39 protein-coding genes are annotated in these 22,403 nt (G+C 46.0%); 26 read left to right on the forward strand and 13 right to left on the reverse strand.

Translation table 11 applies throughout. The features are described 5' to 3' along the window. Nucleotides 1–80 precede the first annotated feature (80 nt). The 24 genes from BCT11_RS17245 to BCT11_RS17355 all read left to right on the forward strand — a co-directional run bounded on the left by BCT11_RS17245 (nucleotide 81) and on the right by BCT11_RS17355 (nucleotide 12,417). Entirely contained in the window at nucleotides 81–272 is a 192-nt protein-coding gene (locus tag BCT11_RS17245) for a hypothetical protein (RefSeq protein ID WP_042602297.1), read from the forward strand. After that, nucleotides 269–529, forward strand: a complete 261-nt coding sequence (locus BCT11_RS17250; protein WP_102388828.1) for a hypothetical protein — start codon at nucleotides 269–271, stop codon at nucleotides 527–529. Before BCT11_RS17245 ends, BCT11_RS17250 begins: the two co-directional genes overlap by 4 nt. Before the next feature lie 2 nt (nucleotides 530–531). Further along, nucleotides 532–894: a hypothetical protein gene (locus BCT11_RS17255; protein WP_102388829.1), complete on the forward strand. Its 363-nt coding sequence runs from the start codon at nucleotides 532–534 to the stop codon at nucleotides 892–894. A 2-nt stretch (nucleotides 895–896) separates the two neighbouring features. Beyond that, complete coding sequence (locus BCT11_RS17260; RefSeq protein WP_102388830.1) at nucleotides 897–2,753, forward strand: hypothetical protein; 1,857 nt, start codon at nucleotides 897–899, stop codon at nucleotides 2,751–2,753. A gap of 56 nt (nucleotides 2,754–2,809) precedes the next feature. Then, nucleotides 2,810–2,968 carry a hypothetical protein gene (locus BCT11_RS28150; RefSeq protein ID WP_167371695.1) on the forward strand — a complete coding sequence of 53 codons (159 nt, stop codon included), beginning with the start codon at nucleotides 2,810–2,812 and terminating at the stop codon, nucleotides 2,966–2,968. Continuing rightward, nucleotides 2,969–3,280 (forward strand): hypothetical protein, encoded by a 312-nt coding sequence (locus BCT11_RS17265; RefSeq protein WP_038889635.1) that lies wholly within the window; start codon nucleotides 2,969–2,971, stop codon nucleotides 3,278–3,280. Continuing rightward, complete coding sequence (locus tag BCT11_RS17270) at nucleotides 3,273–3,806, forward strand: hypothetical protein (protein WP_102388831.1); 534 nt, start codon at nucleotides 3,273–3,275, stop codon at nucleotides 3,804–3,806. Before BCT11_RS17265 ends, BCT11_RS17270 begins: the two co-directional genes overlap by 8 nt. Then, a complete protein-coding gene (locus BCT11_RS17275) occupies nucleotides 3,796–4,245 on the forward strand; it encodes a hypothetical protein (RefSeq protein WP_102388832.1) in 450 nt (149 codons plus the stop codon). The genes BCT11_RS17270 and BCT11_RS17275 overlap by 11 nt, the downstream gene beginning before the upstream one ends. After that, nucleotides 4,217–4,975, forward strand: coding sequence for a hypothetical protein (locus tag BCT11_RS17280; protein WP_102388833.1), 759 nt, complete (start codon nucleotides 4,217–4,219; stop codon nucleotides 4,973–4,975). Before BCT11_RS17275 ends, BCT11_RS17280 begins: the two co-directional genes overlap by 29 nt. A 123-nt stretch (nucleotides 4,976–5,098) precedes the next feature. Beyond that, the gene (locus tag BCT11_RS28525) at nucleotides 5,099–5,227 is read left to right on the forward strand and encodes a hypothetical protein (protein WP_038889205.1); all 129 of its coding nucleotides are present in this window, start codon (nucleotides 5,099–5,101) and stop codon (nucleotides 5,225–5,227) included. Beyond that, nucleotides 5,227–6,054: a major capsid protein P2 gene (locus BCT11_RS17290; RefSeq protein WP_198593962.1), complete on the forward strand. Its 828-nt coding sequence runs from the start codon at nucleotides 5,227–5,229 to the stop codon at nucleotides 6,052–6,054. Before BCT11_RS28525 ends, BCT11_RS17290 begins: the two co-directional genes overlap by 1 nt. A gap of 15 nt (nucleotides 6,055–6,069) precedes the next feature. Next, nucleotides 6,070–6,381, forward strand: a complete 312-nt coding sequence (locus tag BCT11_RS17295) for a hypothetical protein (protein ID WP_038889384.1) — start codon at nucleotides 6,070–6,072, stop codon at nucleotides 6,379–6,381. Then, nucleotides 6,381–6,524 carry a hypothetical protein gene (locus BCT11_RS17300; RefSeq protein WP_102388836.1) on the forward strand — a complete coding sequence of 48 codons (144 nt, stop codon included), beginning with the start codon at nucleotides 6,381–6,383 and terminating at the stop codon, nucleotides 6,522–6,524. Before BCT11_RS17295 ends, BCT11_RS17300 begins: the two co-directional genes overlap by 1 nt. Next, nucleotides 6,524–6,718 (forward strand): hypothetical protein, encoded by a 195-nt coding sequence (locus BCT11_RS17305; RefSeq protein WP_241909030.1) that lies wholly within the window; start codon nucleotides 6,524–6,526, stop codon nucleotides 6,716–6,718. The genes BCT11_RS17300 and BCT11_RS17305 overlap by 1 nt, the downstream gene beginning before the upstream one ends. Further along, a complete protein-coding gene (locus BCT11_RS17310) occupies nucleotides 6,703–7,089 on the forward strand; it encodes a hypothetical protein (RefSeq protein ID WP_038889208.1) in 387 nt (128 codons plus the stop codon). The genes BCT11_RS17305 and BCT11_RS17310 overlap by 16 nt, the downstream gene beginning before the upstream one ends. Next, nucleotides 7,090–7,608 carry a chemotaxis protein gene (locus BCT11_RS17315; protein WP_102388837.1) on the forward strand — a complete coding sequence of 173 codons (519 nt, stop codon included), beginning with the start codon at nucleotides 7,090–7,092 and terminating at the stop codon, nucleotides 7,606–7,608. Further along, nucleotides 7,605–8,345: a hypothetical protein gene (locus BCT11_RS17320; RefSeq protein WP_102388838.1), complete on the forward strand. Its 741-nt coding sequence runs from the start codon at nucleotides 7,605–7,607 to the stop codon at nucleotides 8,343–8,345. Before BCT11_RS17315 ends, BCT11_RS17320 begins: the two co-directional genes overlap by 4 nt. Before the next feature lies 1 nt (nucleotide 8,346). Further along, nucleotides 8,347–9,459, forward strand: a complete 1,113-nt coding sequence (locus BCT11_RS17325; protein WP_102388839.1) for a hypothetical protein — start codon at nucleotides 8,347–8,349, stop codon at nucleotides 9,457–9,459. Nucleotides 9,460–9,461: 2 nt separating this feature from the next. Beyond that, a complete protein-coding gene (locus tag BCT11_RS17330) occupies nucleotides 9,462–9,926 on the forward strand; it encodes a structural protein (protein ID WP_102388840.1) in 465 nt (154 codons plus the stop codon). A gap of 13 nt (nucleotides 9,927–9,939) precedes the next feature. After that, nucleotides 9,940–10,167 (forward strand): hypothetical protein, encoded by a 228-nt coding sequence (locus BCT11_RS17335; RefSeq protein WP_102388841.1) that lies wholly within the window; start codon nucleotides 9,940–9,942, stop codon nucleotides 10,165–10,167. After that, nucleotides 10,148–10,330, forward strand: a complete 183-nt coding sequence (locus tag BCT11_RS17340; RefSeq protein WP_083137673.1) for a hypothetical protein — start codon at nucleotides 10,148–10,150, stop codon at nucleotides 10,328–10,330. The genes BCT11_RS17335 and BCT11_RS17340 overlap by 20 nt, the downstream gene beginning before the upstream one ends. Nucleotides 10,331–10,394: 64 nt before the next feature. Continuing rightward, nucleotides 10,395–10,916 (forward strand): hypothetical protein, encoded by a 522-nt coding sequence (locus BCT11_RS17345; protein ID WP_102388842.1) that lies wholly within the window; start codon nucleotides 10,395–10,397, stop codon nucleotides 10,914–10,916. Between the two features lie 244 nt (nucleotides 10,917–11,160). After that, complete coding sequence (locus BCT11_RS17350; RefSeq protein WP_133152153.1) at nucleotides 11,161–11,739, forward strand: hypothetical protein; 579 nt, start codon at nucleotides 11,161–11,163, stop codon at nucleotides 11,737–11,739. A 3-nt stretch (nucleotides 11,740–11,742) separates the two neighbouring features. Beyond that, the gene (locus BCT11_RS17355; RefSeq protein WP_102388844.1) at nucleotides 11,743–12,417 is read left to right on the forward strand and encodes a hypothetical protein; all 675 of its coding nucleotides are present in this window, start codon (nucleotides 11,743–11,745) and stop codon (nucleotides 12,415–12,417) included. A gap of 13 nt (nucleotides 12,418–12,430) precedes the next feature. Here the strand turns inward: BCT11_RS17355 and BCT11_RS17360 are convergent, their stop codons facing one another. Continuing rightward, nucleotides 12,431–12,853 carry a phage protein gene (locus BCT11_RS17360; RefSeq protein WP_102388845.1) on the reverse strand — a complete coding sequence of 141 codons (423 nt, stop codon included), beginning with the start codon at nucleotides 12,851–12,853 and terminating at the stop codon, nucleotides 12,431–12,433. A 328-nt stretch (nucleotides 12,854–13,181) separates the two neighbouring features. Here BCT11_RS17360 and BCT11_RS17365 point away from each other — a divergent pair, with 328 nt between their 5' ends. Beyond that, entirely contained in the window at nucleotides 13,182–13,547 is a 366-nt protein-coding gene (locus tag BCT11_RS17365) for a phage protein (RefSeq protein ID WP_045403690.1), read from the forward strand. A gap of 242 nt (nucleotides 13,548–13,789) precedes the next feature. On the opposite strand, the gene BCT11_RS17370 is transcribed toward BCT11_RS17365, so the two are convergent. From BCT11_RS17370 to BCT11_RS17425, 12 genes are all read right to left on the reverse strand, one after another. Beyond that, nucleotides 13,790–14,044 (reverse strand): hypothetical protein, encoded by a 255-nt coding sequence (locus tag BCT11_RS17370; RefSeq protein ID WP_102388846.1) that lies wholly within the window; start codon nucleotides 14,042–14,044, stop codon nucleotides 13,790–13,792. Between the two features lie 183 nt (nucleotides 14,045–14,227). Next, a complete protein-coding gene (locus tag BCT11_RS17375; protein ID WP_102388847.1) occupies nucleotides 14,228–14,938 on the reverse strand; it encodes a phospholipase D family protein in 711 nt (236 codons plus the stop codon). Between the two features lie 319 nt (nucleotides 14,939–15,257). Beyond that, complete coding sequence (locus BCT11_RS17380) at nucleotides 15,258–15,443, reverse strand: antitoxin MazE-like protein (protein ID WP_042605489.1); 186 nt, start codon at nucleotides 15,441–15,443, stop codon at nucleotides 15,258–15,260. A gap of 3 nt (nucleotides 15,444–15,446) precedes the next feature. Next, nucleotides 15,447–16,847, reverse strand: coding sequence for a zonular occludens toxin domain-containing protein (locus BCT11_RS17385; RefSeq protein ID WP_102388848.1), 1,401 nt, complete (start codon nucleotides 16,845–16,847; stop codon nucleotides 15,447–15,449). Nucleotides 16,848–16,849: 2 nt separating this feature from the next. Then, entirely contained in the window at nucleotides 16,850–17,194 is a 345-nt protein-coding gene (locus BCT11_RS17390; protein WP_042605491.1) for a hypothetical protein, read from the reverse strand. Between the two features lies 1 nt (nucleotide 17,195). Continuing rightward, the gene (locus BCT11_RS17395) at nucleotides 17,196–18,863 is read right to left on the reverse strand and encodes a hypothetical protein (RefSeq protein WP_102388849.1); all 1,668 of its coding nucleotides are present in this window, start codon (nucleotides 18,861–18,863) and stop codon (nucleotides 17,196–17,198) included. Between the two features lie 127 nt (nucleotides 18,864–18,990). Continuing rightward, nucleotides 18,991–19,212 carry a hypothetical protein gene (locus BCT11_RS17400; RefSeq protein WP_025534453.1) on the reverse strand — a complete coding sequence of 74 codons (222 nt, stop codon included), beginning with the start codon at nucleotides 19,210–19,212 and terminating at the stop codon, nucleotides 18,991–18,993. 21 nt (nucleotides 19,213–19,233) lie between these two features. Next, a complete protein-coding gene (locus BCT11_RS17405; RefSeq protein ID WP_025787280.1) occupies nucleotides 19,234–19,464 on the reverse strand; it encodes a hypothetical protein in 231 nt (76 codons plus the stop codon). A gap of 8 nt (nucleotides 19,465–19,472) precedes the next feature. After that, complete coding sequence (locus BCT11_RS17410; protein WP_042605495.1) at nucleotides 19,473–19,826, reverse strand: DUF1293 family protein; 354 nt, start codon at nucleotides 19,824–19,826, stop codon at nucleotides 19,473–19,475. Between the two features lie 3 nt (nucleotides 19,827–19,829). Next, nucleotides 19,830–20,975: a replication initiation factor domain-containing protein gene (locus BCT11_RS17415; RefSeq protein WP_102388850.1), complete on the reverse strand. Its 1,146-nt coding sequence runs from the start codon at nucleotides 20,973–20,975 to the stop codon at nucleotides 19,830–19,832. Next, the gene (locus BCT11_RS17420) at nucleotides 20,959–21,174 is read right to left on the reverse strand and encodes a hypothetical protein (protein WP_102388851.1); all 216 of its coding nucleotides are present in this window, start codon (nucleotides 21,172–21,174) and stop codon (nucleotides 20,959–20,961) included. Before BCT11_RS17420 ends, BCT11_RS17415 begins: the two co-directional genes overlap by 17 nt. 3 nt (nucleotides 21,175–21,177) lie before the next feature. Continuing rightward, entirely contained in the window at nucleotides 21,178–21,801 is a 624-nt protein-coding gene (locus BCT11_RS17425; protein WP_102388852.1) for a 3'-5' exonuclease, read from the reverse strand. Between the two features lie 200 nt (nucleotides 21,802–22,001). Here BCT11_RS17425 and BCT11_RS17430 point away from each other — a divergent pair, with 200 nt between their 5' ends. Then, entirely contained in the window at nucleotides 22,002–22,370 is a 369-nt protein-coding gene (locus BCT11_RS17430) for a DUF3693 domain-containing protein (RefSeq protein WP_102388853.1), read from the forward strand. Nucleotides 22,371–22,403: the final 33 nt, after the last annotated feature.

Consider the following 22,403-nt stretch of genomic DNA (forward strand, 5'->3'; position numbering starts at 1 on the left):
GCAAGCGACTTGCGCGGCTAAAAAGATTTCCTTAACGTTATTTTTGAGACAGGAAATCAACAGCTTGCGGAGGCTAGAACATGGAACGTATCGTTACCAACCCCATTCACTTACCTTGCCCAGATATGGCAGGGTGCAAAAACCCAGACCCAAATAAAACGGCTAATTCTTTGCGTAAAGTTGCAGAGTTACGCCAGAAGTTTGCAGAGCATTTTCCAAAGAAAGAGCAAACCTACATTCCAGCACGTTTTCGTCAGGGAGTAGTAGCATGAATATTAGTATCTGGAAATCTCGCCGCAACAAAAACCAGCTTGTTGCATCGCAAAGCAACGGAATTCATATCTACTTCGACAGTTTTGAACTGGAAATCGTCGAAGCATCATTATGGCTTTACCAAGGCAGCACTTTGGTAGCGTGTTTTGAAGCAAACACCGATACGCTTCCACGCCTTCGCCAAGTAGCGAAACACATGGCAACGTTAGGTGCGCAAAATCATGGCGAACCACTGACACAAGTTAAGGTGGCGTAATCATGAAAAAGTTAAACGCTCGTGAAGCCTTTTCTTACATGTGGGGCGCACGTCGCTCTAATAGTATCCCTGCAATTCACTATGCTTTTGGTCGTTTGGTCGACACATTCGGCGCGCCAGAAGCAACTAAACTTGCGCTTTATATTGATAACGTTAAGTTTCACTCTTTTCATTCGCGTGAATATAAACAGGTTGATACAAACAGCTTAACAAACTTTGAATTCAACACTACAGCACCATCTGGTTTAAGGTCTTACGCCCTATATCAAGCAATTAAGCGTAATAATGCGCAAGCTACAAACGAAATCCGCAAGCAAGATGAAGCGCCCCAAGTGGGCGCGGATTCTTCCTTTGTGGAGGCGTAACCGTGAAACATCTTTATGAGGCGCACGAACCGCGCCCATTCACCAATCAACTAAGCCCACAAGATGTGGGCTTTATAACGGCGTTAGCTCAAGACGTCACCATCACTGAGAAAAACATTACCGCTATCGAAAGCGGTTTTTTTAATGCTGAAAATACCCAGTGTCTCGATTCAGAGTTGCAAAAGCTTAAAGCTTTAGAGCAAATCCACTTCATTCGCACACAACAAAGTGCTCAACTTGGGCGCGAAGCGCTGGACGAAGTCCAGAAAAGACTAGGCTCGTCAAAGGGCGCAAAAGTCGGACACGGAAAACGAAAGCAGATAGACCGCTTAATTACCCGTTCCAGACGCTTGCCGCCGCGCCACAAAACGCAGTCGTTTTGTGGCGACAACGTGACCGATGAATATCGAGCACGCCCAGAATCGCAAACAGGTTGGATTCTGAACGAAAACAAACGCTTGGAATGGCAGCCAATTGGCAAAAGTCGCGCTTATTTGATGCGTAGAAGCTGGGCAAAACAAACCAAGATGCAAGTGAAGTTTCACCCAAGCCCATCTGACGCGCCAGCGCCGCAAAGTGGTGAGCGATTCACGGAAAAACTCACACCTCGCGCTGTAAAGAAAATCTTTGAAGCGGGCGCATATGTCGCAGCGTGTCACGGTGGATTCAGCACATTTCTCACTTTGACGTTTTCCCCAAAACAGCGCGAGCGCATCTTTGGCGGTGAAGCTGTGACGGATGAAGGTTTGCCATATTGCCCAATCCAGACCACGATTGGCGCGGAGGTTTCCCGCTTCTTAGATGGTTTAAAGAAGATGTACCAGCGCGGCTTTGAATATTCAGCAACAGACGCCAATCAACTTGGGCTTGATGGTAACAAAATCAAAGTGTCGGGCAGGTTGGGACGTCCATTAAAAGCCGCTTGGAAAGATGACGACGGCATCAAGCACGTGAAAGAGATTCACGGCGCAACGAAAAAGCCTTTTGACTTCCACTATATCTGGGTTGCCGAGTCGCCAGCCAATGAAGACGGTGAACCAAACCCGCATGTGCATGTACTTTTGAACTGGCGTGTGGAAAACCATCACTTTGCTGGCTGGGCTAAACGCATCGAGCAGCTTTGGGGTAATGGCATGGCGCACCTAGAGAAAATCAAATTCAGTGAAGCCGCCGCCGGATATCTGATTAAAGCCGTGGGTTATGCCGCCAAGGGTGATAACGCCGACCAAGGACTAATCAAAGGCAACCGTTACAACATTTCACGCTGTAGCCGCGCACCGGATTGGGATGTTTTAGCTTCGTTCGAGGTGGACAACATGACGGGCATCATTAAAGAGTGTGGCTACATGTTGGAGCAATGGCGCAAGCCAATGCAGCGCGAAATCAAGCGCAAACAAATCAAGAAAGATGAAGCAATTAAAGCCATCGACATCAATAAAAAGCAAGGCAAAGTCAGCGCGGTGGTGAAACTTAATCACCTGATCAAACGACTCGATAACGAAGCGCGTGAACTGCGCCAAGAAATCAAGCAGCGCGGCACGTTCGCCAGCAGTCAAAACCAATTTTCTATCGTCTTCGAAGGTGATGACGCGCAAGGCAAAGCTGATGAGTTCCTTTACTGGGCACACGGTGCGCGTGGCTGGTCAATGAAGTGCTCGAAAGAAGTCGCGGGCGATGATATTGAACTTTACCGCGCCAGTGCAAAGCACCTCTATGGCGAACAGTTTGAACAATTCCAGCTACGCCAAGCCAACTGGAAAAGCCAGTTACATCAACCAATGCCACCTGAGCCCGATTTCAACATCATAAAGAGCAATGACATGGACATTTACTTTGATTATTGCCGCTTAACTGATTAGCCCGTTTGGGTACTTGCTTGCGAAACGATTTCAGCAAACTAGGAAAGGAAACCGCAATGAGCAACATCGACAAAATCACCGATGCGATGGAAAAGGAAGTAAAACGCAGCAAGGGAGGCGTTTTCTGGCGTCTTTTGCTGGTCTGGATGAAAGAAGTAAACAAACAAATCCAGAAGAAACCCGATACCGACGAACTACCAGCCGAGGCTAACTAAATGAAAATGCTATCTCTTAATGAATGTCACCAAGCAATTGCAGCTTTGGACGCAGCCGACAAACTTAACGCCAGTGTTGAACAGGAACTGAGCCAGTTTAAAAAAATGGACATGAACGACATCATGAAGCGCGCCAGTAAGATGATTTTCTCGCAGAACATCTCGCTTGAAGCGTTTGGCTTGTCGCCAACTTTGTTCCAACAAATTGAGCAGTTAACTGCATTGAACAACAAAGCGCGTGAGAAGTACCGCGCTTGTGTTGAATCGAACATCGAGCAGCTTTCTGATGTTGAGGCCGTTGCCGATGAGTAAACACCCAAACCCAATTCGTGGGCACGTTTCGTGCCCAGTTTGTAGCAGCCACGCCACCGTTCACCGTGTCGGCGAAGGCAAGTTAATTGCTGAAGGTGAGCCAACCAAAAACGGGCGTAATTTGGGGCTGCTTTATTACAAGTGTCCAAGCTGCGGAAACAGTCCAATGAGCAAAAGCATTAACTCGTTTGTTGAATCCAACATGGTTGAATCGGTTGAACAACTGAGCACGCCAGAATCGAGTGACGCCGTCACTAATGAGAGTAACATTCCAACGGTTGAGCCAGTGGTTGAAACCGTTGAAAGCACTGATACGCCTAGCTTAGAGCAAAATGAAGTGGTAACGGTTGAAGTACAAGAAAGCGAATCACCAATGCCCGTTAAAAAGCTCGTTTTTCCGGTTAAAAAGGTATTGGCCGGACTCGCTATTGTGGCGCTTTTGCTGTGGGCAGTACGTCAACTGATACCAGCCAAGAAAGCAACCGACGAACCAACCGAACAGGGAGAGCCAGCCAATGCAGGGTGAACTTGAAAACCAACCAGAAACCGACGATTGGGGCGACTTTTCAGCGGTCATTAGTGGTCTTGAGCAAAGCGAATCAACGGCTGTAATTGATGCGCCAACCGAAGCGGCCAACGATGAAAAGCCAGCAGGTGAAATGTTCGAAGGGGCGCTGTCTGTCCTGTTCACTATTGCCGAGCAAGCAACCAGCATCATTTCGGGCGTGGACTTTGAGTTTGATGAAAAAGGCAAAGCGGCGGTGATTGATGCGGCCTTGCCAGTGCTTGAAAAGCATGGTGACGCGGTCACTTCCTTGTTCGGTAATTACATGGAAGAAGCCGTGTTAGGCTTGGCGGTCTTGTCTCTGGTCTACAGCGCTAAGAAAACCATGACGTACCAGAAAGAACTATTAGCTGTAGAGGAGAAAAAAGAGCGTGAGCAAAAACAAAAAGACGCCGCTTAAGTTCCCCAATCCGGTGAATTCGAACCCGTCACACGATGCAGAGCATGTGATTTATGTGGCGGGTACTGGCGGGGGTAAAACCTCCGCCGTTAAGCACTTGGGTTTAGTACCGAAAGCCGCGCAAGCGGTTTTTTTTGACCCATATCGAAACTATTCGGGTGCGAAGTATCGCGGGCAAATGTGCCTTGAAACCTCATCGCGTGTCGCGTTCGTCAAAGCTTTGGTGTTGGCTCGAAAGCGTGGCAAGTCGTTTAAGTTGGCGTATGTACCCAGTGAGGGGGCGTGCGGTGATGAGTTGGAGTTTTTCAGTTCTGCGGTGTGGGCGGTCGGTAATGGTGATGTTGACCGATTGCATGTGGTGATTGAAGAACTCGCCAGTTGTGTGGAGACGTCCGGCAAACTCAAAGGCAAAGCGGGTGAACTGTGGCGAGGTGGTCGTCAGTATGGTCTGGTGCTGCATTCGATTTTCCAACGTGGTCAGGAAGTACCGAAAACCGTCACCGAGCAATCACCCGTTTGGTGGATTGGTGCGGTTAACTCGATGGCAGACGCACGCTGGCTTGCTGATAAAAAGGGCTTATGCGTCGATACGTTAGCAGGGCTGAAATCCGCCAAGCACAACAAAGCCGCCATGGGCAAACCCGTTGCCGAATATTTATTGGTTCGCGATGGTATCGGCAACGTCGAAAAGTCCTCGTTTAACTGCCTGACGGGTAAGATTCACGGCTAATTTCAACGCTCATTCAACCTATAGGTTAACCGCTCAACCTATAGGTTTCTCCAACTTCCAACCCTTATCAATTCGCTGTTTCATGGAATCACTTTTTAACCGTGTACAACCGAAAGGAACAGCATGAAACAACAACACAAAAACCTACTTGTAGCGCTTATTATCACGCTTATCGTGATTGCAGCGATTAACAACATTGGGTTTCTAGACCCAGCTCGCCGTGTAATCAATGGTGATATGGGGTGGTTTTAATGGAAGCACTAAAACAACCTTTTAACCCTCGTCCTCGTGAACTTGATCCAGTGGAAGGCGTGAACTGGGGCAACCAAGCAACATTGCGTTTGGTGTCTGGTCCTACGTACCAAAACATTGAATTGGTCACGGACATTACTGACCCGTCAGACATTGAGCGCATTACCATCAAAGTGAATGGCCGTGAAATCGTTAACGTGACGGCGCAAGACCTTATCGACTTGCAAGAGCACAAAAAAGAGTACGTGCAAGCAGGTCGTTACGTTCTGAACTTCTCAGATATGACGATGCGTACCAAACTGGGTATCCGTACAGGTGAGCTAGTCACCCTACAAGGCGAAATCTGGTTTATGTACATCCAGCTAAAAGCCAAGTCTGGTCAAGCTGCGCCAATGATTCGCGCTCGTGCTCATACGACAGCGGCTCAATCACAACGCATCTACATGCCTCGAATCTACTCACAAACATGGTATGCAGCCTCTAGCGGTCGCACGCCGTTTGACTTTGCCGAGCGTAGCGCAGCGCTGTCTCTAAAGCGTGTTCATTTTAAAGATGCCAGCATCGAACGTGTGCGTGTTCTGCGTGACGAACGCGAAGAAATCAACGTCAACAAAGTGGATAACGCCTTTGATTTGGCCTCCGCTGGCCGTGAGCAGAATGCGGGTTTCTTCTCGATTGATTTCACGCGCTGCGGCTTTGGCAGTGAAGCACGCTTGCCAACGGCAGCCATGAAGCAACTGGCATTTGAAGTGGAAAAGACCGCTGCGGGCAGTATTCCGGTACTGATTGAAGCCATCGAACAAGTGTCTGTGCCTAAAGTGCAGTAAGGGGGCGTTATGGTGATGGCGCAACCAAATACCACTTGGGGCGGCGTCTGGGATGGCGTGTTAGAAGCGGGCGGCGAATTACTGACTGACGTGACTGACATTGGTAAAGACTGGCTCGGCATTAAGTTGCAAAACGAAGCGCAGCGTGTCGAGTCCAGTAACCCAGACGAACAGCGCAAGCACAATAACGACTACCAGCAACCCTCCGGTGAGCCTGTGAATACCTCCGCATTTGCGGGGGTAAACCCGACTTATCTCGCGATGGGTGGCGCGCTGTTATTGGTGCTGTTACTTGTGGTGTTTTTTGCCGCGAAGGGAGCGAAGTAATGCCGTTTATTCCATACCTAATTGCAGGCGCAGTGGGTGCATGGGCAGGCATCAAGGTAACGGGCGGTTTCGACCGCATCGGCTTGGTGCTCGGCTTACTTCTCGTGTGTTACATCCTCTATAAACGAGGCTTCAAATTATGATGGGTTTTCCACTCACAAACTCCGGCTCAATGCCTATCAGTGCGGGGGCGTCAGCCAGCAGTGACGCAACAGGCCAATCCAGCGGCAACCTTTCAATGGGGAATATCAACATGGGCAGCGGCATCGACCGCACCACGTTGATTGCCATTGTGGTGGCGGTACTTGTGGGGCTGTGGCTATGGAAAAAGAAGTAATTCAAGTCATGACTCATTCAGCGCCAGCGCTTGGCAAACTCAAGCCAGCGTTTCGCGCTGTTCCAAATGAATACAAAGCACTTTGCAAAGCGGTCAAGGATGGCCGCGTGTCTTTGTATCGCTTAACCAGTGACCAATGCGATTTGTATATCGCGGGCGAACGTGACGGTGACAGCTATTACTTGTGGGCAGTCACGGGGCACGGTTTGGCCTCGGGCATTAAGCAGCTATGCAAGACCGTCAAAGCAGCAGGCATGACCAACTTAGTCGCAGATACTGCGTTTAAAGGTGTCGCGCGCTTGGTTCGTCGCATTGGCGTCACACAAAAACACGATGGCGATTTCATTCGCCTCGATTTGGAGGGCTTTTAGATGGGACGTTCCAAGTCTAAATCGACCAATACCAGTAACACCACCAACACGAGCGGCCAAAATGCCATTGAGGGCGATAACCTTGGCGTTGCGCTGTCTGGTGTCAACAACTCAACCATAAACGCCAACATGACCGTGACTGACCACGGTGCGATTGATGCGGCGTTGGAGCTTGGGGAAGAAGCGTTTCAGTTAGGCGGGGAAGTCATTGCCAGCAACCAGCGTGTTTCTCTCGAAGCCATGAACATAAACCGCGACATGGCAGAAACCGCCATTGATGAAGTGGCCGATTTCGCGGGGGCTTCGCTGAAAACCTACGCCTCAACCAACAGTGAGAACCTCAACATGTTGGCAGGCATGGCGGGTAGTCAAGCAGCGCAGAACTCCAAGAATCTTGAATCAATGATGGAGCTTGCCAAGTTCAACAAAGACGGCGGCCAAGTGGAAACCAGCAAAATGATGATGGCCGTTGCCATTGTGTTGGTGCTGATGCTTGGCTTTGTAATGGTGAAACGATGAATACACATCTTATCGCGGGGCAACAAATCCCGCTTACGCCAGACGGCAACTGGCTGTATTTGAAAGCAGCGCAAGGTGAAATCGACGTTTATCGCGAAGTCAGTGGCGAGCGTGTGACGCTCGGCCAATCGGCGGTGTTTAACGTTGGTGAGGGAAAGCAGCTAGGGCGCTTGCTTATCTCAAGCCGCATCGATAACGAAATCGAAATCCAGTTTGGTTTTGGTACGTTCACGCCGCCAGTAGAAGGTCAAAGTGTGGTGATTCAAGCACTGCCAAGTGTCGAGATTAACACCTTGCCACCAATGCAGATTGCGGAAAACCAGCAAGTGACGATTCAGGACATGCCAGCGATGGCCATCGCCCCAAATCAGCAACTCGCGGTGAGCCAATTGCCACAACTCAACATCGCGTCATTGCCCGCCGTGGTACTTGATGGCGTGCCGTCGATGAAGATTTCTTCTATGCCAGCGATTCGTATTTCAGCGGCACAAGTGGTGCGCGTGGCCGAAGAAGCCAGCAGCGAGTTAATCACCGAAGCGGTGAGCACGTTTCCTCATAACATCGCCCAAAACAACGACCGCAAAGCCATCACCATCAAGGCTGCCAAGTCCAATACGGAATCGGTGTTTGTCGATGCCTTTGAATTGGAAGCGGGCGAACGTATCGAAATTGCCAGCAAAGCCGCTATGACGTTAACAGGCGCAGCGGGCGACAAAGTCACATTAATGGAGATTTAGCATGGGTGAAGTACGCGAGAACCTGCCAAACGGCAGCCCACGCAACAAAATCGAATACTTGGCTGATTGTATCGACTTTGCCAAGTCTCAAGCGGGCGGTGAACTGCCAAAAAACCTACTGGTAAACCCTGATTTATCAGCGGGTGAAGTCGATATTAATTGGAACTTGCCACACTATGCGCGCTGGACAACGGGCATGTTCACGTACAGCAACCAAAGCGCCAGTGAAATGCACTTAGGCCGTAGCTTTGGGCGTCCGGCGCCAGTGGGCTGGGGCGTAGAAGTTAAAGCGGCTTCCTCATATGCACATAGTGCGTTCTATAACACCATCGGCAGCGAAGTCGAGAAGCGCGACCCAACCGCAAAAGCGGCGTTCTTCTTGATGGGTTTTGGTGATGCCAAAGTGATTCATTTCAGTGTGTTTACCGCACCAGTTGAGAATGAAATCTTGTACAACGATGAGAATGGCGAAACGCAACGTAAAGACTTGTCTTATTCCGCATATCTAAAAATGCATGACGACACGGTTTATCACCGCTTTGGTGTGGTCGAACTCGACCAGAACGGTGACTTTGTTGATTACGTTGGTAAGACATTTTCCGCACGCCCTGAGCCTGCCAAGTTTGTGCAAACGTGGCTACATGGTTTGAAGTTTAAGCCAGGGGGCATTTATGCATTTTTCGTTGAGTCAGACATGAACAACGGCGGTAAAAGCTGTGCATTCACTGGCGCGGGTGTATTCCTCAATCCAGAGCAGCAAAACATTGTGCCGGACTTAACGCCGAGCCAACCAGCACAAGAAGCGCTGCGTTGTGTGGAATCCTTGGGGCATCTTTCCCAAGCACAACTGACAGGCGGCGTGAGCATTGATGTAGGACGCTTTCCAATGCCGTTTGGCATGGAAAAACATCTCATTTTTTGTAACTGCCAAACCACGCAAACCGCGACCGAAACGCCGATTAATGCTGCGACCATCACCAAAACCGACTACAAAACGGTGCGTGTGGTTGGCGATACCGTCGGCGGTCAATCGCATGGTCATTTGATGGCGTACTACTCGAAAACACCTGTGCATTTGAACTACTTCAATTCAGCCAACTATCAGGCGGTGTAACTATGCCGTGGTTATTAATTGCATTGGTCATTCTAGGGATGGGAGCTTTTACCATGACAACCACATCAAGCGTTCGCGGGATACGCATCAACAACCCGCTTAACATTCGTATTGCTGGCAACGCATGGAAAGGCAAGGTGAAGCCGTCACGAGATAAGGCATTCGAAACCTTTGAAGCACCTGAATGGGGCTTTCGTGCGGGCGCTATCTTGCTGCGCAATTACCAGCAAAGGCATGAACTGTTCACGCTAAGCGAAATCATTCACCGATTCGCGCCACCAAGCGAGAACAAAACCCACAATTACGCGCAGTTCGTCGCGGGTCGTGTTGGTGTTGGTATCGATGAGCGCATTGATTTGGTGAACAACATGCCGCTATTGGTCGAAGTCCTGCACGCCATGAGCATCATGGAAGTTGGGCGCCATTACAGCAAAGATACCGTGATTAAAGGTGTAAAACTGATTTAGGGAGAAATCAAACATGTTTGAACGTTCAACATTAAAAGGCTTGGCGTTATTGGGCTCGGTCGTCGCTGCAGTGACAGGCTACGGGCATTTATTCAGTGTCGAAATCACCGAAACGGGTGTAAACCTTGGCGGTGCGATTGGCTTGGCAATTCCGGCGGTTATTGGCGTTTATGAAGCGCTGCCAGATAGCTGGAAACCGACAAAAAGTGTAGGGGGCTTGGATGGAAACCGCCCTAGTTAACGCCTTATCCGGTCTGGGCTTTTCGTCTGAATCGCTTGTGATGTTTGCGCTTATGGGGATGAATCTTAAGTATCAGATAAGCATCAATAAAGCGCTTACAACGGGGCTTCAAGATATGCGCGAACGAGTCTTGGTGATGGAAACCAAGAGTGTGCAAAAATAGTCATATTATAACCAACTGCTTTCATGATAATTTATCCACCATGTAATTGAATGGATTTAAAATCATGAAAGCTTTTTTTGTTAGCTCGTACAAGTGGATAGGAATTTTTTGCGAATGGTCATTTCATCACAAAACCCACGCTGAAAGCTGGCGTAAGGCTGGCGTATTCTTTCTTACTGTAGGCGCTATAACCTTTATGCAACTTACTTTGGTTCTTATGCCTATGGAAAAGGAAGGAAACTTCAATCTCTACGAAGCAGAAAGAATTGAACAGATTGATATCGAAAAAATACTTGAGCACGAATGTAAGTTAGACAGCAAGGCATATACGCAATGCTCTGTAGCCAAATATCATTTAAAGAATGTAAATGTGTTATTGCCAATTTTTGCAAACGTAAGTATTGCAGCTATTACACTCGGCACAATTCTTTTGTTCCTTTACATACTTAGTTGTTTAGAGAAAAAGCCAGAAGAATTCGCATCGTGGGTTACAGAGCATCATAAAGATACGAGTAAAAATACACCCTTAGATGAAAACCGTGATAACAAGGATGATGTTCAACGACAAGCTTCAAACGATAGCTAATGACGATTTACACAGCGGGCAGGGAGCCAATACATTTGGCCGGTCGATTGACCTCGACAGGCTTCTAGCTTGTTTCCTTTGAAGTCCACCAAAATCAAGAAGCCTTAAAAAGCCGAACCTTAGCGATGGGGTTCGGCTTTTTACTTTAAATCTTATGCATATAGTTTTAATCGACTCCTGAAAGAAGGATAATGCACGATAGAGTTATAACTTCAGAATTAATTGGATGAAGCACGGTGCGAAAATGTTAAATGAACTCACAAATATAGAAGTCATTAAACTTACTCTGGGAGCCGCTTCGGTAGTAACGGGGTTCGCTGGAGCTTGGTTCGGTGCGGTACTTGCTTTAAGAAAAAACAAACAAGAAAAGGTGTGGGATGAAAAAAGGGAACTTTACAGTCGGGTAATTGTGGCGTCAGAAGATATCCTTTATTGGGCCGAACAAGTTAGAGCAGAAAGGTGTGGAGAGTATACAAACAGTATAGACTCAAACGTAAACGAATCATTCAGAGAGATTGAAAAGAGCGCAGTTACAGGTCGTTTAGTGATGAACGATAGATTCTACGGCGTGCTTAAGAGCCTCAACGATAAACTTCAGGTTGAAAACTTCAGATCTCACGAAGACTATCTTGAGTCGATGGATAATCCGAGCTCAGATCATCGATTTAGACATGCAATAAATATAAGGGATATCGTTTCAAATCATCTTGAATCATTAATCGACGCGGCGAAAGAGGATATGCCGAACAAAAAATGGCGATGGTTAAGAGTCGTAAAAAGCAAATACAAAGTCTTAACTAAAAGTATGAGTTTATATGGTTGAGATATGGAATCATTATTAAGTGTAAGTAGTCTCGTTGCTGCAATATCCGGTGCTTTAGGGGCTTATTTCGGTGCGTACTTGAAAGAAAAAGCAAAAAATAAAGCCATTCAAGAAGACTTAAAAGAGTTACAAAAGCAACTTAAAGAAAATACGTTAATTGTTGAACGAGTTCGCACAGATTTCGGCGAAAAAGCATGGATAAGTCAGCAAGTCTGGGGGAAAAAACAAGAGGCATATCACGCAATATTTGGTCTATTGCTACATATTAAACGTTACGTCGAGCATCAAGTTTTAGAATTTGAAGAATGGGAATATATTCATAGATATCACCCTTATTTTCAGAACTTTGATAAATCTCATGAAGAGGGACTTCGAGCTATGTGGGAAAAAGACCGCAAAGATTTTGAAGAACTAAGAAAAGAACCAGATAGTGAAGAACTCACAAGGGAGCTCAAGACTAAATATGACGATGCAATTCTAGAGTTACTCCAAATTGTTGAATTAGAGGCTATCTATATTAGTTCAGAAATTCCGATAGAGCTAAATAACATGAGAGATGAGCTCGGTAAGACTTACGATGCAGAAGACTGGGACGAGCACTTCTCAAGGCTTGCATCACAAATGGATGAAACCATTAATAAGGTTAGAGAGATTAGTCGCGTAGAACTAAAACTATGAAGATTAACACCAACTAACGACGCTTACTTGGTATCCAGTCGGCGGCTTTCATTCGATGGCCGCCACGAAACGGTAAGACGTTTTCTTTTGCAGGATAAACCTTTGGTTGGTCTATGTGGCCAAACTTATCGACAAGCTGACGGTGTTCGTCACGCCAAAACACGAAACTTTCCAATTCTTTCGGGCTGAACTCACGACCAGACGGCGTGATGATGATGGCGCGTTTCTCGCAAACACGGAAACCAGACCAACGTAAATCATTAGGCAAGTAACCAAGTGACTTAATCAACATGAGTTTTTCTGCCATTGGATTGATTGGAACGGTGCCATCAAGCCAACGAGTAATCGTCGGTTTGGACACGTGAAAATATTCAGCGCCTTGCTTGATGGATTTAAACTCTCGCCAAAAGAGTGTGCGGAATGACTCGTGAAACATGACAACGCTCGCATATTGGATAACTGACTAAAATTAATTTTCTTGTTGTTTTTGCCGATACAGAACGCTTCATAATGTGGCGGTCGGAGATTTCGGCGTTTTTCGTAGATTGTGCAAAACAATCGTCAGAGATAGTACAAGTAACTTGAGTTATGGAAACTCACAAAATTAAAAATTACAGCTTGGTTATCAGACACTTATGAAACGCTTAATCAAATAGTTAGCCTTTGTTAACAAAATCCGATTCGGTGCGCATTATGGGCACTTATGTTTAATGCAGTTGCATATCACTTATTTATAAAATGTCCCGCTTTTGAGGGACAATTCAATGAAGTATCACGAAATGACAAAAAACTATATTTTTCGTGAGTTTGAATGTGGTTTAACCATTGAAGAAGCAGCTGAACTTTGTTTGAAAAGTGTGAGGACTATCAAGTTGTGGGATAAGGGAAAAGCCATTCCACCGGAGTGCCGAAGGCTAATGCGCATGAACAAGGGTAGGGAACTGAGCATCTGCGATGATTGGGAAAACTTCGTAATGAGGCATGACCGCTTGGAGCTTCCGACTGGGCAGCTGGTTACAGCTCAACAAGTTTTGATTGGAGTAGCGTTGCTTGAGCTCGGTGCTTCAAATGATATTGCGGTGGCCCACCAAATACTAAAATACGCAAGAGTGTTAAAGAAAATTGTGTAATAAAACGGCTCCTAGTTGGAGCCTTTTCTAATTTTCGTCAACTAAATCGACAAGCAGTTCACATACATCTTTTGATTTCATTATAGTTTTGTTGATCCTAAAAACTCCTAAGTGACCTTCCCAACTGTTAAAAGATATGTACGTACCTAAACGAGGCAATGAGTTGCATTCTAGTTCTGCTAATAAAGAACTAGAGTCATACGTTAACCCACCATTATCTAACAAAAATCTAATTCTCATAATCAATCTATCAATGCTGGTTGGACTACAACGTTTATATCCGTAGTTTTATAAACATTTGGACTGATCTCATCAACCCTTCTTATTAATTTCGTTACTTTGTAAAGGTAGGAGCCGACAGGCAATATTATAAAGTCCTCCAAAGAAGGTATATCAACGCTTTCAATATCCACCATAACCAACAAGGGGTTTCCCAGTGTGATATCCCAGTCATTAGTCAATTCATCGGTGTTTGCTTGGTAATAGTTTAGGTTCATTGAGCCTCCACATTTGGCATGTTTTCCTCAAATTTTATTATAGTCGATATATTGAAATATCTTCGATAAGGTCATGAGTTTGTGGAATTTACCCCCGTAATACAGATACGGGGGTTTGGCCTTTACCTCCCGCGCTCGCTGCTTAGTCTGCGCGACTCTCGCGGTCGGAACAGGCCAATGACGTTAAACAACTTCTAATGATTCAGGCCAGATGAAGTAGGGACCGAAACGTTTACTGTATTTGAACTCACCACCAGAGGATTTACCCGCATCCGTTAATGAATGTTTTCCATCATCAAACGATAGATAGCCTTTGGTTACACACAGCTTAAGGAAGTCATCGGTTTTAAGCTTGTGCTTCTTAGCTAACTTGGACGAAGTGATCTTGCTTTGGTCTTGTTCTGGCTCTGATTCTTCGCTGTTTGCAGTCTCAACGACAGCAGCTTGAACTTTCTCGAGTGAGATTCGAACCTCGTCACTAATACGAATAATGCGTTGAGCCTCTTCGTATGAGTCTTTGTAAATCTCTGCATCTTCGTCACGGTCAATGAAGATACCCATTTCGTTGTTGTTTACCTGACTAAACTCATACAGGTTTAAGCTCGTGATGATACATGAGCTTTCGTTCATGTAGCATTTGGCGTGAAGGTTCTTACAGAAGCTGGTACGCACAAAAGATAAGCCTTTAAGCCAATTGATTTCATCAGGTTGAAGCTCACTTTTGCCATAGACGATTCTGATATCGATCTTTAAACGATCTTTGTCTTCTAGCAGTTCTTTGATGCGGTCATTTAGCTTTAGAAAAGGGCTGATTAGAATCAGTCTCTCTGATGCGTTCTTGATGAGTTCTTCGAGGTAGTAGTTTGTAGCACTTGTATTTAAAAACTTAGCCATTTCATATCCTTGACATATAAAACCTAGCGCACAAGAAGCTACGTTTAATTGGAATGGAGATCAAGGACTACGAATGAGAAACGAAGCCTAACTCAAGGTTCGATGGGTTGCAGTAGCAAAACGCACCTCTCTCGTGGTTAGGCTCTGGAAGGTTGGCTTAGCAGGAAGTGGGGAGTGGTCAGCCATTTAGGTAAGGAGGCTAACCGCGCCGATTAGCTATTGATGCAAAAATATGGGTTCCGTGGGCGGCTTGGTGCTTCGCTTGCACTTCGTGCTTTGCTTATCCCTGCGGGGCAACGTCACCAGTGACAGGTGTTATTTAGTGCATTGATACCATGCGACCCGTGTTTATATTCTTGAGTACACCAATTGTTAGGCTTTCATCTTCACACATGGCCGATGCAGCTTGTTTTACATCGGACTCTTTATCAGAAGGCACCCAAATCGTTATCTTCTTAAAACCATTTTCCTTCATGCGTTGTTCGTACCGTTTGTTTCGATTCATACGTTAGCCCTCATTTAAGTTGAAAATATCAACACCACTTTGAACACCCGTTAGCTGCATTTCTTTGTCGGGTTCGTTTGCGTCATAGTTAATGCTTGGTGGACAAGTTAGCAGCGCGTTGATGGTGCTAGATTTCACCATCACTAAGCATTCATCTATCAAGTCAAACTCATAACCAAACTTAACTAACGTCCCTGAGCGTAAGTAATAGGTATCTCGACCTTTATCGATACGAAACAAATAATCATGTTTATTTGCTACTGAGTTGATACCCGTAAGATAGAAAGACTTAGCATCGTTGAACATGGGAAAGGCTTCAAAGAACGGGTTTACACCATGAGGAACAGTCGTATGACTAGCTTGAGTATTAGCATTGCCAGTATCCACCCCAGAAGTGTCCGACCGAGCCAAACCAGTATCGGCTTGAGGTATTGATAGAGTAGTCGAAGTAGGTAAAGAGGACGTTGAAGAAGTTTCAACTTGCGCAGGAACTGTTTGAGCCGAATCCACATCACTATTAGATAATACATACAAATCCCAGAAAAATTTTAGAATGGCCAACACGCCAATGAGCATGGCCAAAAGGAACTTTGGCGACTTTAAGATAGAGATATCTGACTTAGTTTCATTGAATCCACCCGTACCTGTAGATTGATACAGTGCGAACACATCGACCGGAATCTTCTTACTGCTGCAACTGGCGTAGTCAGCTTTGGTCGTCGGGTCTGTCTTGGTGGCTTTAGGGCGATGGTTATAGATGCGAGGCTTGCGCTTACGAAAGAAGGTGTCGGTAGAACGATGCGAATAAGCTTCACCCGCACAGCCTTTTAACCATGTTGGGATAGCGCTGTAATCCGGTGTCAGCATGATCACATCCCATTGGTATTTTCGGTGACGCATGAAAGCACCGTAAAAATCGAACGGGTAGAGCAGACGGTTGTTCTCGTCCAGCTGCGTACGCTCGCAATCGTCTAAGTCACTCTCATCGAGTGAATCAGGGTCAATAGGGAGCCAACGAGAATGGAATAGCTCACTAAAACCCTTTGGTAAGATGTCTTCGAACTCTGAGAACGGACGAGCTAAGAACTTCTCACGTTTAAAACCTGCTTCTGGACAGTATAAGTCCTGGCACTCATCGATAACAACCAATGCTCCCGTTGGCATCCAGTTAAACCAGTTCTGCCAAAGGTGAACGCCCTCACTTGATCGGGTAAAGATCCTTATAAGCTTGGCACTGGCCGGAAAGGTTTCCCCGAGTATTTTCTCGATAGATTCTTTAGGACGTAAGCCTTCAATGTTGGTGACAACCAAGCGGCCTTCACGCAGTGCAGGGAGGATTTCAAACCAAGTCGCATAAGCAGACTTGTAAGAACCATTAGAGCCGTGACGAAAGATTACAGCCATAATCACCACCCCATAATGCGAAGAACAAAGGCGGTAGCCAATCCATCGATAACAATTCGAATGGCATCGACAACACCGAGTTGATAGGCCGCGTGTCTGAGGTCTGGCGCTAGGTTGTTAAACGCTGCGTTAAGAACGGTATAAACTTCGTAGTCCGTCAGTATCATTGAAGCAATTTCGTAGGCCATCTCAACCATAGAGATTTTGATGGCGAGATACAGTTTGATACCCCAGTACCAAGCATAGGTAAAGACTTCCAATATTAAGTCGGGAATAGACATGAAGAAGTCGGAGATAGAGCCAAACACGTTTGCTATGTATTGAAAGGCTTCGTAGATGAAATCCATGTTAACTTCCTTTGCGTCCTGACGATAAGATAATGAAAGCGGCCATCAACATAGCGGCAAAGATGATCACATTACGAATGGTGCTTGTGTTCGTGCCGAGTGTGTTGAATAGGTTAAAGCGCACATCCACATTCCAAGATGCGCGTGAAAGCGTGAAGGTTTCACCGGAATAATTGCCATCATTGAAGCTCATTTGGCCGAGATTAATAGGGGATTTGGATTGCATGTCCTTGAGATTCGTCTTGAGTTTATCGATGTCATCAATCAGGCCGTCAACCGCCTCACCAATTACCGTACCGTGTGACCAGCCATCGCCCGTTGTTGGAGCATGAAATTGACCACCGTCATTGAGTCCGTTTATCGCATCTTGAATACCATCCAGTGATTGTCCAAGTTGATTGCCGAGTTGTTCCGTGGTGCCTTGAAGTTCGCCAAGTTTGCTAACAACGTCTGAGTTATCCCCACCAGTAGAACCTGAGCCGTCAGCACTTCCAATGGCTTCTTCAATTCGGCTTAGAATGGTATCGAGAGAAGCGGTTTGATCTTCAATGGCAGTCTTAACAGCATCAACGGATTTGGTCGTAGCTTGAACGGCTTTCTTTGTGTTGGTGACTTCTTTCTTAATGTTATTGGTGTTGGTTTTAATGCTGCGAGTATCACTACGAATACCATCACGGAAAATACGAGTGTTCTGGGAACCGCTTGCCATGCGTTGCTCGATGTTCTCTAAGATTGGCGTGACTTGGTATTTGATAGCGCCTGTATTGTCAGCCACCGAATCAAGTTGCTTACGCATGGCATCTAAGAACCAATAGGTGCCGGATGTGTGCTTTTCAATTTCAGATGTGCTGGCAATTAAAGGCGACAAATCTACATTGCTGCTAGAGCCACTAGACGTCTTACGATCAATCGAGTTCATGGTATCGAGTAAATCTTTTAGCGTTGAGTTGGTTTCATAGAACTCATGCGTAATGCCACGAACGCCTGTTTTGATTTCGTTTCGATAGTTATTGGTGCTGACTTGTTCAGTGCTCAAATGGGAATAGATATCCGTCAGCCTGTTAGTAACCGAGGCATTCATTTCGATAATCTCATTGGTATTGCGGTTTAAAAGGTTGTTAGAAATCACCTGTTTTTCTTGGATTGAGCGCAAGTGGTTTATCGGGTGCGAACTGTCAGGATAGGCGGCACCAGAGTTACCGCCGTTACCACCGCCACCATGATCGAGATCATCACCGCCATTGTTATCACCATCAGACCCTTCACCTGTTTCACTTCCTGTATCACCACCGGAATCGGTACCAGAATCACCGTCAGAGTTACCATCATCAGGTTTGGTCCAAGGAGTATCACCAGTGTACTCACCAATGCTAGAACACGTTGCGCCTGTATATTTAAAGTCACCTTGCCAGAAAACAGAGCCGTTGACTTGGATGGTTATGCCTGTGCGACTCAATTCGCAACCAACAGAACCAGAGCCTCGACAATAGCCAGTGGGAGAATCACCCCACACAGTGCCATCCCAACGCATACCGCGAGGACTCGTATCTTGTGCCAAGATTTCGCAAGTGGTGCGGCATTGGCCTTGATACATTTGTTCACCGTCAGGGCACTCATCAGCAAAGGCCAGTGGTGAAAGAAGTAATAAGAAGGGAGCTATAAAACGCATGGAATCACCTTATTACTGAGAAGAAAAAAGGGAGCTTAAAGCTCCCCTTAACCAGATATAACGCCTGTATAGACCCCGTATAGAAAGGATAGAGATATTAACGAGGCTAAAGCGATAGAGAGGATCATTATTTACGTAGCCACGCAACAACCATCCCCAAACCGAAGCCAAGAGCAGCGATACCGATAACGCCAGAAGTGGTCAAAGACACCATCTGTTTACCGCCATCGATAGCACCGTTAATGGCTTCAACGTTAGCGTTACCTTCTGCAAACGCGGGAACAGAAAGCGACATTGCCACACCCGCTTGTGTGTATTTATTAGTGAAGAAGCTCTGTACTTGATTCATGTATTTCATGCTGTTTTCCTATTATTTTCCAAAGTATTTAAGTACGCGGCCTAAGACATGACCGCCGATGAAAGTGACAAGGGACTGGCCTAAAACGTATTCGTACAGTTCCTTGTCAAATTCGAGTAATGACCAATCAAATTGACCATCAACTAACTGCGTAACTTGTTCTTTTGACATCAAAATGAGCTCACAACTGCCATTGGTTGCTTGCTGCAAGACACCATCGATAACCGTTACGCAAATAGACATAGAATTTCTTAGTTAGCCTTCATTGAAGCTTCAAAGTGCTTCTTAATTTCTTGGTCGACAGGGATAAGCGCGGTCACGATGGCACCCGCCAAAGGATCTTCTGGATTGATTTCAAGTTGTAGCTCGTACTCACGACGAGGAACGAGAGCACCGGTGCGCTCAAGGAGCAGGGCGTAACTGTGTTCAATCATCAAAGGTTGATCCCATTGTGGATTCACATCACCAGACTCACCGATGGTGCGACGTTTGAATTTCTCCGAGTTAATTTCACGTAGTGGACGCGAGATATTCAGTTGAGCACTGTCACCACGTGCCGAGTTCCAAGTAATGTCCATGCCAAGAACGAAAACAGATTTAGCCATTTGTTAAGTCTCCAATATGTGAGTCACCAACTTTCCGTAGGTATCGGGGAAGGTGAATTTGGTTCCATCACGGACAAGGGAACCGACGACGGTTTCAATGTCTCCTTCATGGAATTCGATTAAAGAGTTGAGGATTTTCCCGTACTGGCGGCGCATCCAGTGAGCAGAAGCCAATAGGTCTAATGCCGCGCGTTTAGTCGGGACAGGTTTGGTATTGAATTTTCTTGCAGTAGAAATCGATGCCGCGAAATCGTTAATGGCCGCGAATGCGCCAGCTGGATTCAACAGAACATCGATGTTCCATTTTTTGAGTTCGACTTCTGAGCGATACCAGACAAGACCCGTGTTTGCGAGTTTCTGCTCAAGCGCCTTGTTATAGACACGCCAATAGATGCGAGAAGTACGAGAGCCAACAGAATATTGCTCTTTGGTGTAATCAGGACGGCCATCACGATAGCCCGCAATCGTATGATCAACATGTAGAACAGGATTACGGCCACGTTCGGCAGTGCGGAACGCATTATCATTCCAAGCTTTGCGCGCATATTCACAATCAAAGATGCCGTCATAGTCATCATAAGCTAGGTCAACACGCGCCAGTGTTTGAACACCGAGAACATTAGTTAACCAATCATGCAGTGACCAAGGTTGACGACGAGCAAAGACGTGTTTGCAACCCGTACCATTAATCTGAAAATGCACCGTGTCATTGTTACCACCGATACCAATAAAACCACAGAAGTCTTCGCCGTCTGATGAGGTCAGTTTCATTGACTCGGTATAGAACTGGAAACCAAGACCGCGAGGGGCAGAAAGCGACAAACCAAGCACCTGATTAGTGAAGATGCGCAAGCAATCTTCCAAGTAGTTGCGGTAGCAGATATCAAAGGCGCTGTTGTACGCTTCAATCTCTTCAGCCGTCTTGGCAATGGTAGGATTAAATTCAGGTGGAGCAGGGAACTTGGGTGCCTTGCAGTGACGCTGTAACAACGATTTAGGCGCTAAACCTTTGTATTCTTCATGCTTATGAAGACGTTGAAGCGCGTTATGACAGTGACGTAAGTCCTTGACTGCAAATGTAAAACATAGGTAGTCAATATGAACAGACTGCTCTTCAAATTTCTTGAGGATGTTAGTTGCAGTAGTCATCGAAGACTCCTAAATCTACACGTTCTTGGTAAGTCGTGTTGGTGATCGACACCAACTCATAAGAGACAAATTCAGACGAAGCCCAAGACTCAAGATGAGACATCGACTTAAGCAAATCCCATTCTTCATGGCCTTTGACCAACACGGAAACCGTGTAGTCAGGGAGCAAGTCGTAATAGATGGTTTGAGCTTCGTTCATGGGTTAAGCCTCTGAATTAGGCTTGGTGACGCCGTCACATTTTTGATTGTTTTGGTTTTCAATCTGTGAGTTAACAGCGTGAATCAACCGACGAGTCATTTCGCAATCGGCCAAAGCTCGGTGCGCGGTTAAGTCAGACACATCAACGTGTTGTTGAGCACAGGCGTTGGAAAGTGATTGCCACTTGTAATCTTCATGGTGTTCATTCCAAACACCGAAGAACTCTGCGTACCAAAACATTGCGCACTGAGGAACACAAAATTTGAAAAACAAATCGTGAACGGATTGGACGTAAGCAGCGTTACAGTGATTGTCCAAAGATTGGATGATTAAGCGCGTATCAAAATCTGAGTTGTAGATGATGATTGGACGACCGTTAAGAAGCGGAAGAAAGTGATTTGAAAAGACCAAGTGAAAGTCGGGTGCGTCTTTAACGTCTTCATTGGTGATGCCATGAATAGCTGTTGCGTCAGCAGGAATAGAACAAGTTGGTTTAACCAATTCGTTCACGATAACTTTGCCAGAATCAGCACAGATAGCAGTGAACTCGATGATTTCCGCGTCAGAACCTAAGCCAGTAGTTTCTGTATCGATAATGATCGCATTTTCAGTAGACAGTTTTTTCATAGCAACACCTTGACCGTTGAGAGTGACCACCAAGGCCAGACGAAAGCGTCAAGGGCAAACGTCCGAACAAGGTGGTCTAAACTTAAGGACTCAAGCGAATGAGTCCTGATTTGTGTGGACTATAAGACACAAAAATCAGGACTGTAAAGACCGCTTTTTGTGGACTGCGGGTATACAATAATCAGGACTGGAGGATTCCTATGTACACAAATGAACTGTTAGATGCCTACAAAAAGGCAAAGAACTATATCCAAGATAAGCAAGTTGCTCATGATTTAGGTTTAAGCCGCCAAAAGATTAGTGCGATACGAAACGGACAAAGGTATCTCTCGGAAAATGAAGCACTTTTTCTGGCGAAAGAGATTGGAGCAGACACAGAATCTGTCCTTGTTTATCTAGCAGCTGATAAAGCGAAAACGTTCGAAGCACAACAAGCTTGGGCGAACATTGCAAAAAAGTTTAAAGGGCTTGGATTACCTAGTATTTCAATGGCTTGTGCAGGATTTGCCGTAGCATTTTCAAGCCCAGTGGAATCCTCGATTCAGTGCGCATTATGTATATTATGTTAAATGCGGTATAGACGTACGCCAAATCTTCTCTAC

Origin of the sequence: Vibrio sp. 10N.222.52.B12 (assembly GCF_002875385.1) — a bacterium.
Taxonomy (GTDB): domain Bacteria; phylum Pseudomonadota; class Gammaproteobacteria; order Enterobacterales; family Vibrionaceae; genus Vibrio; species Vibrio jasicida.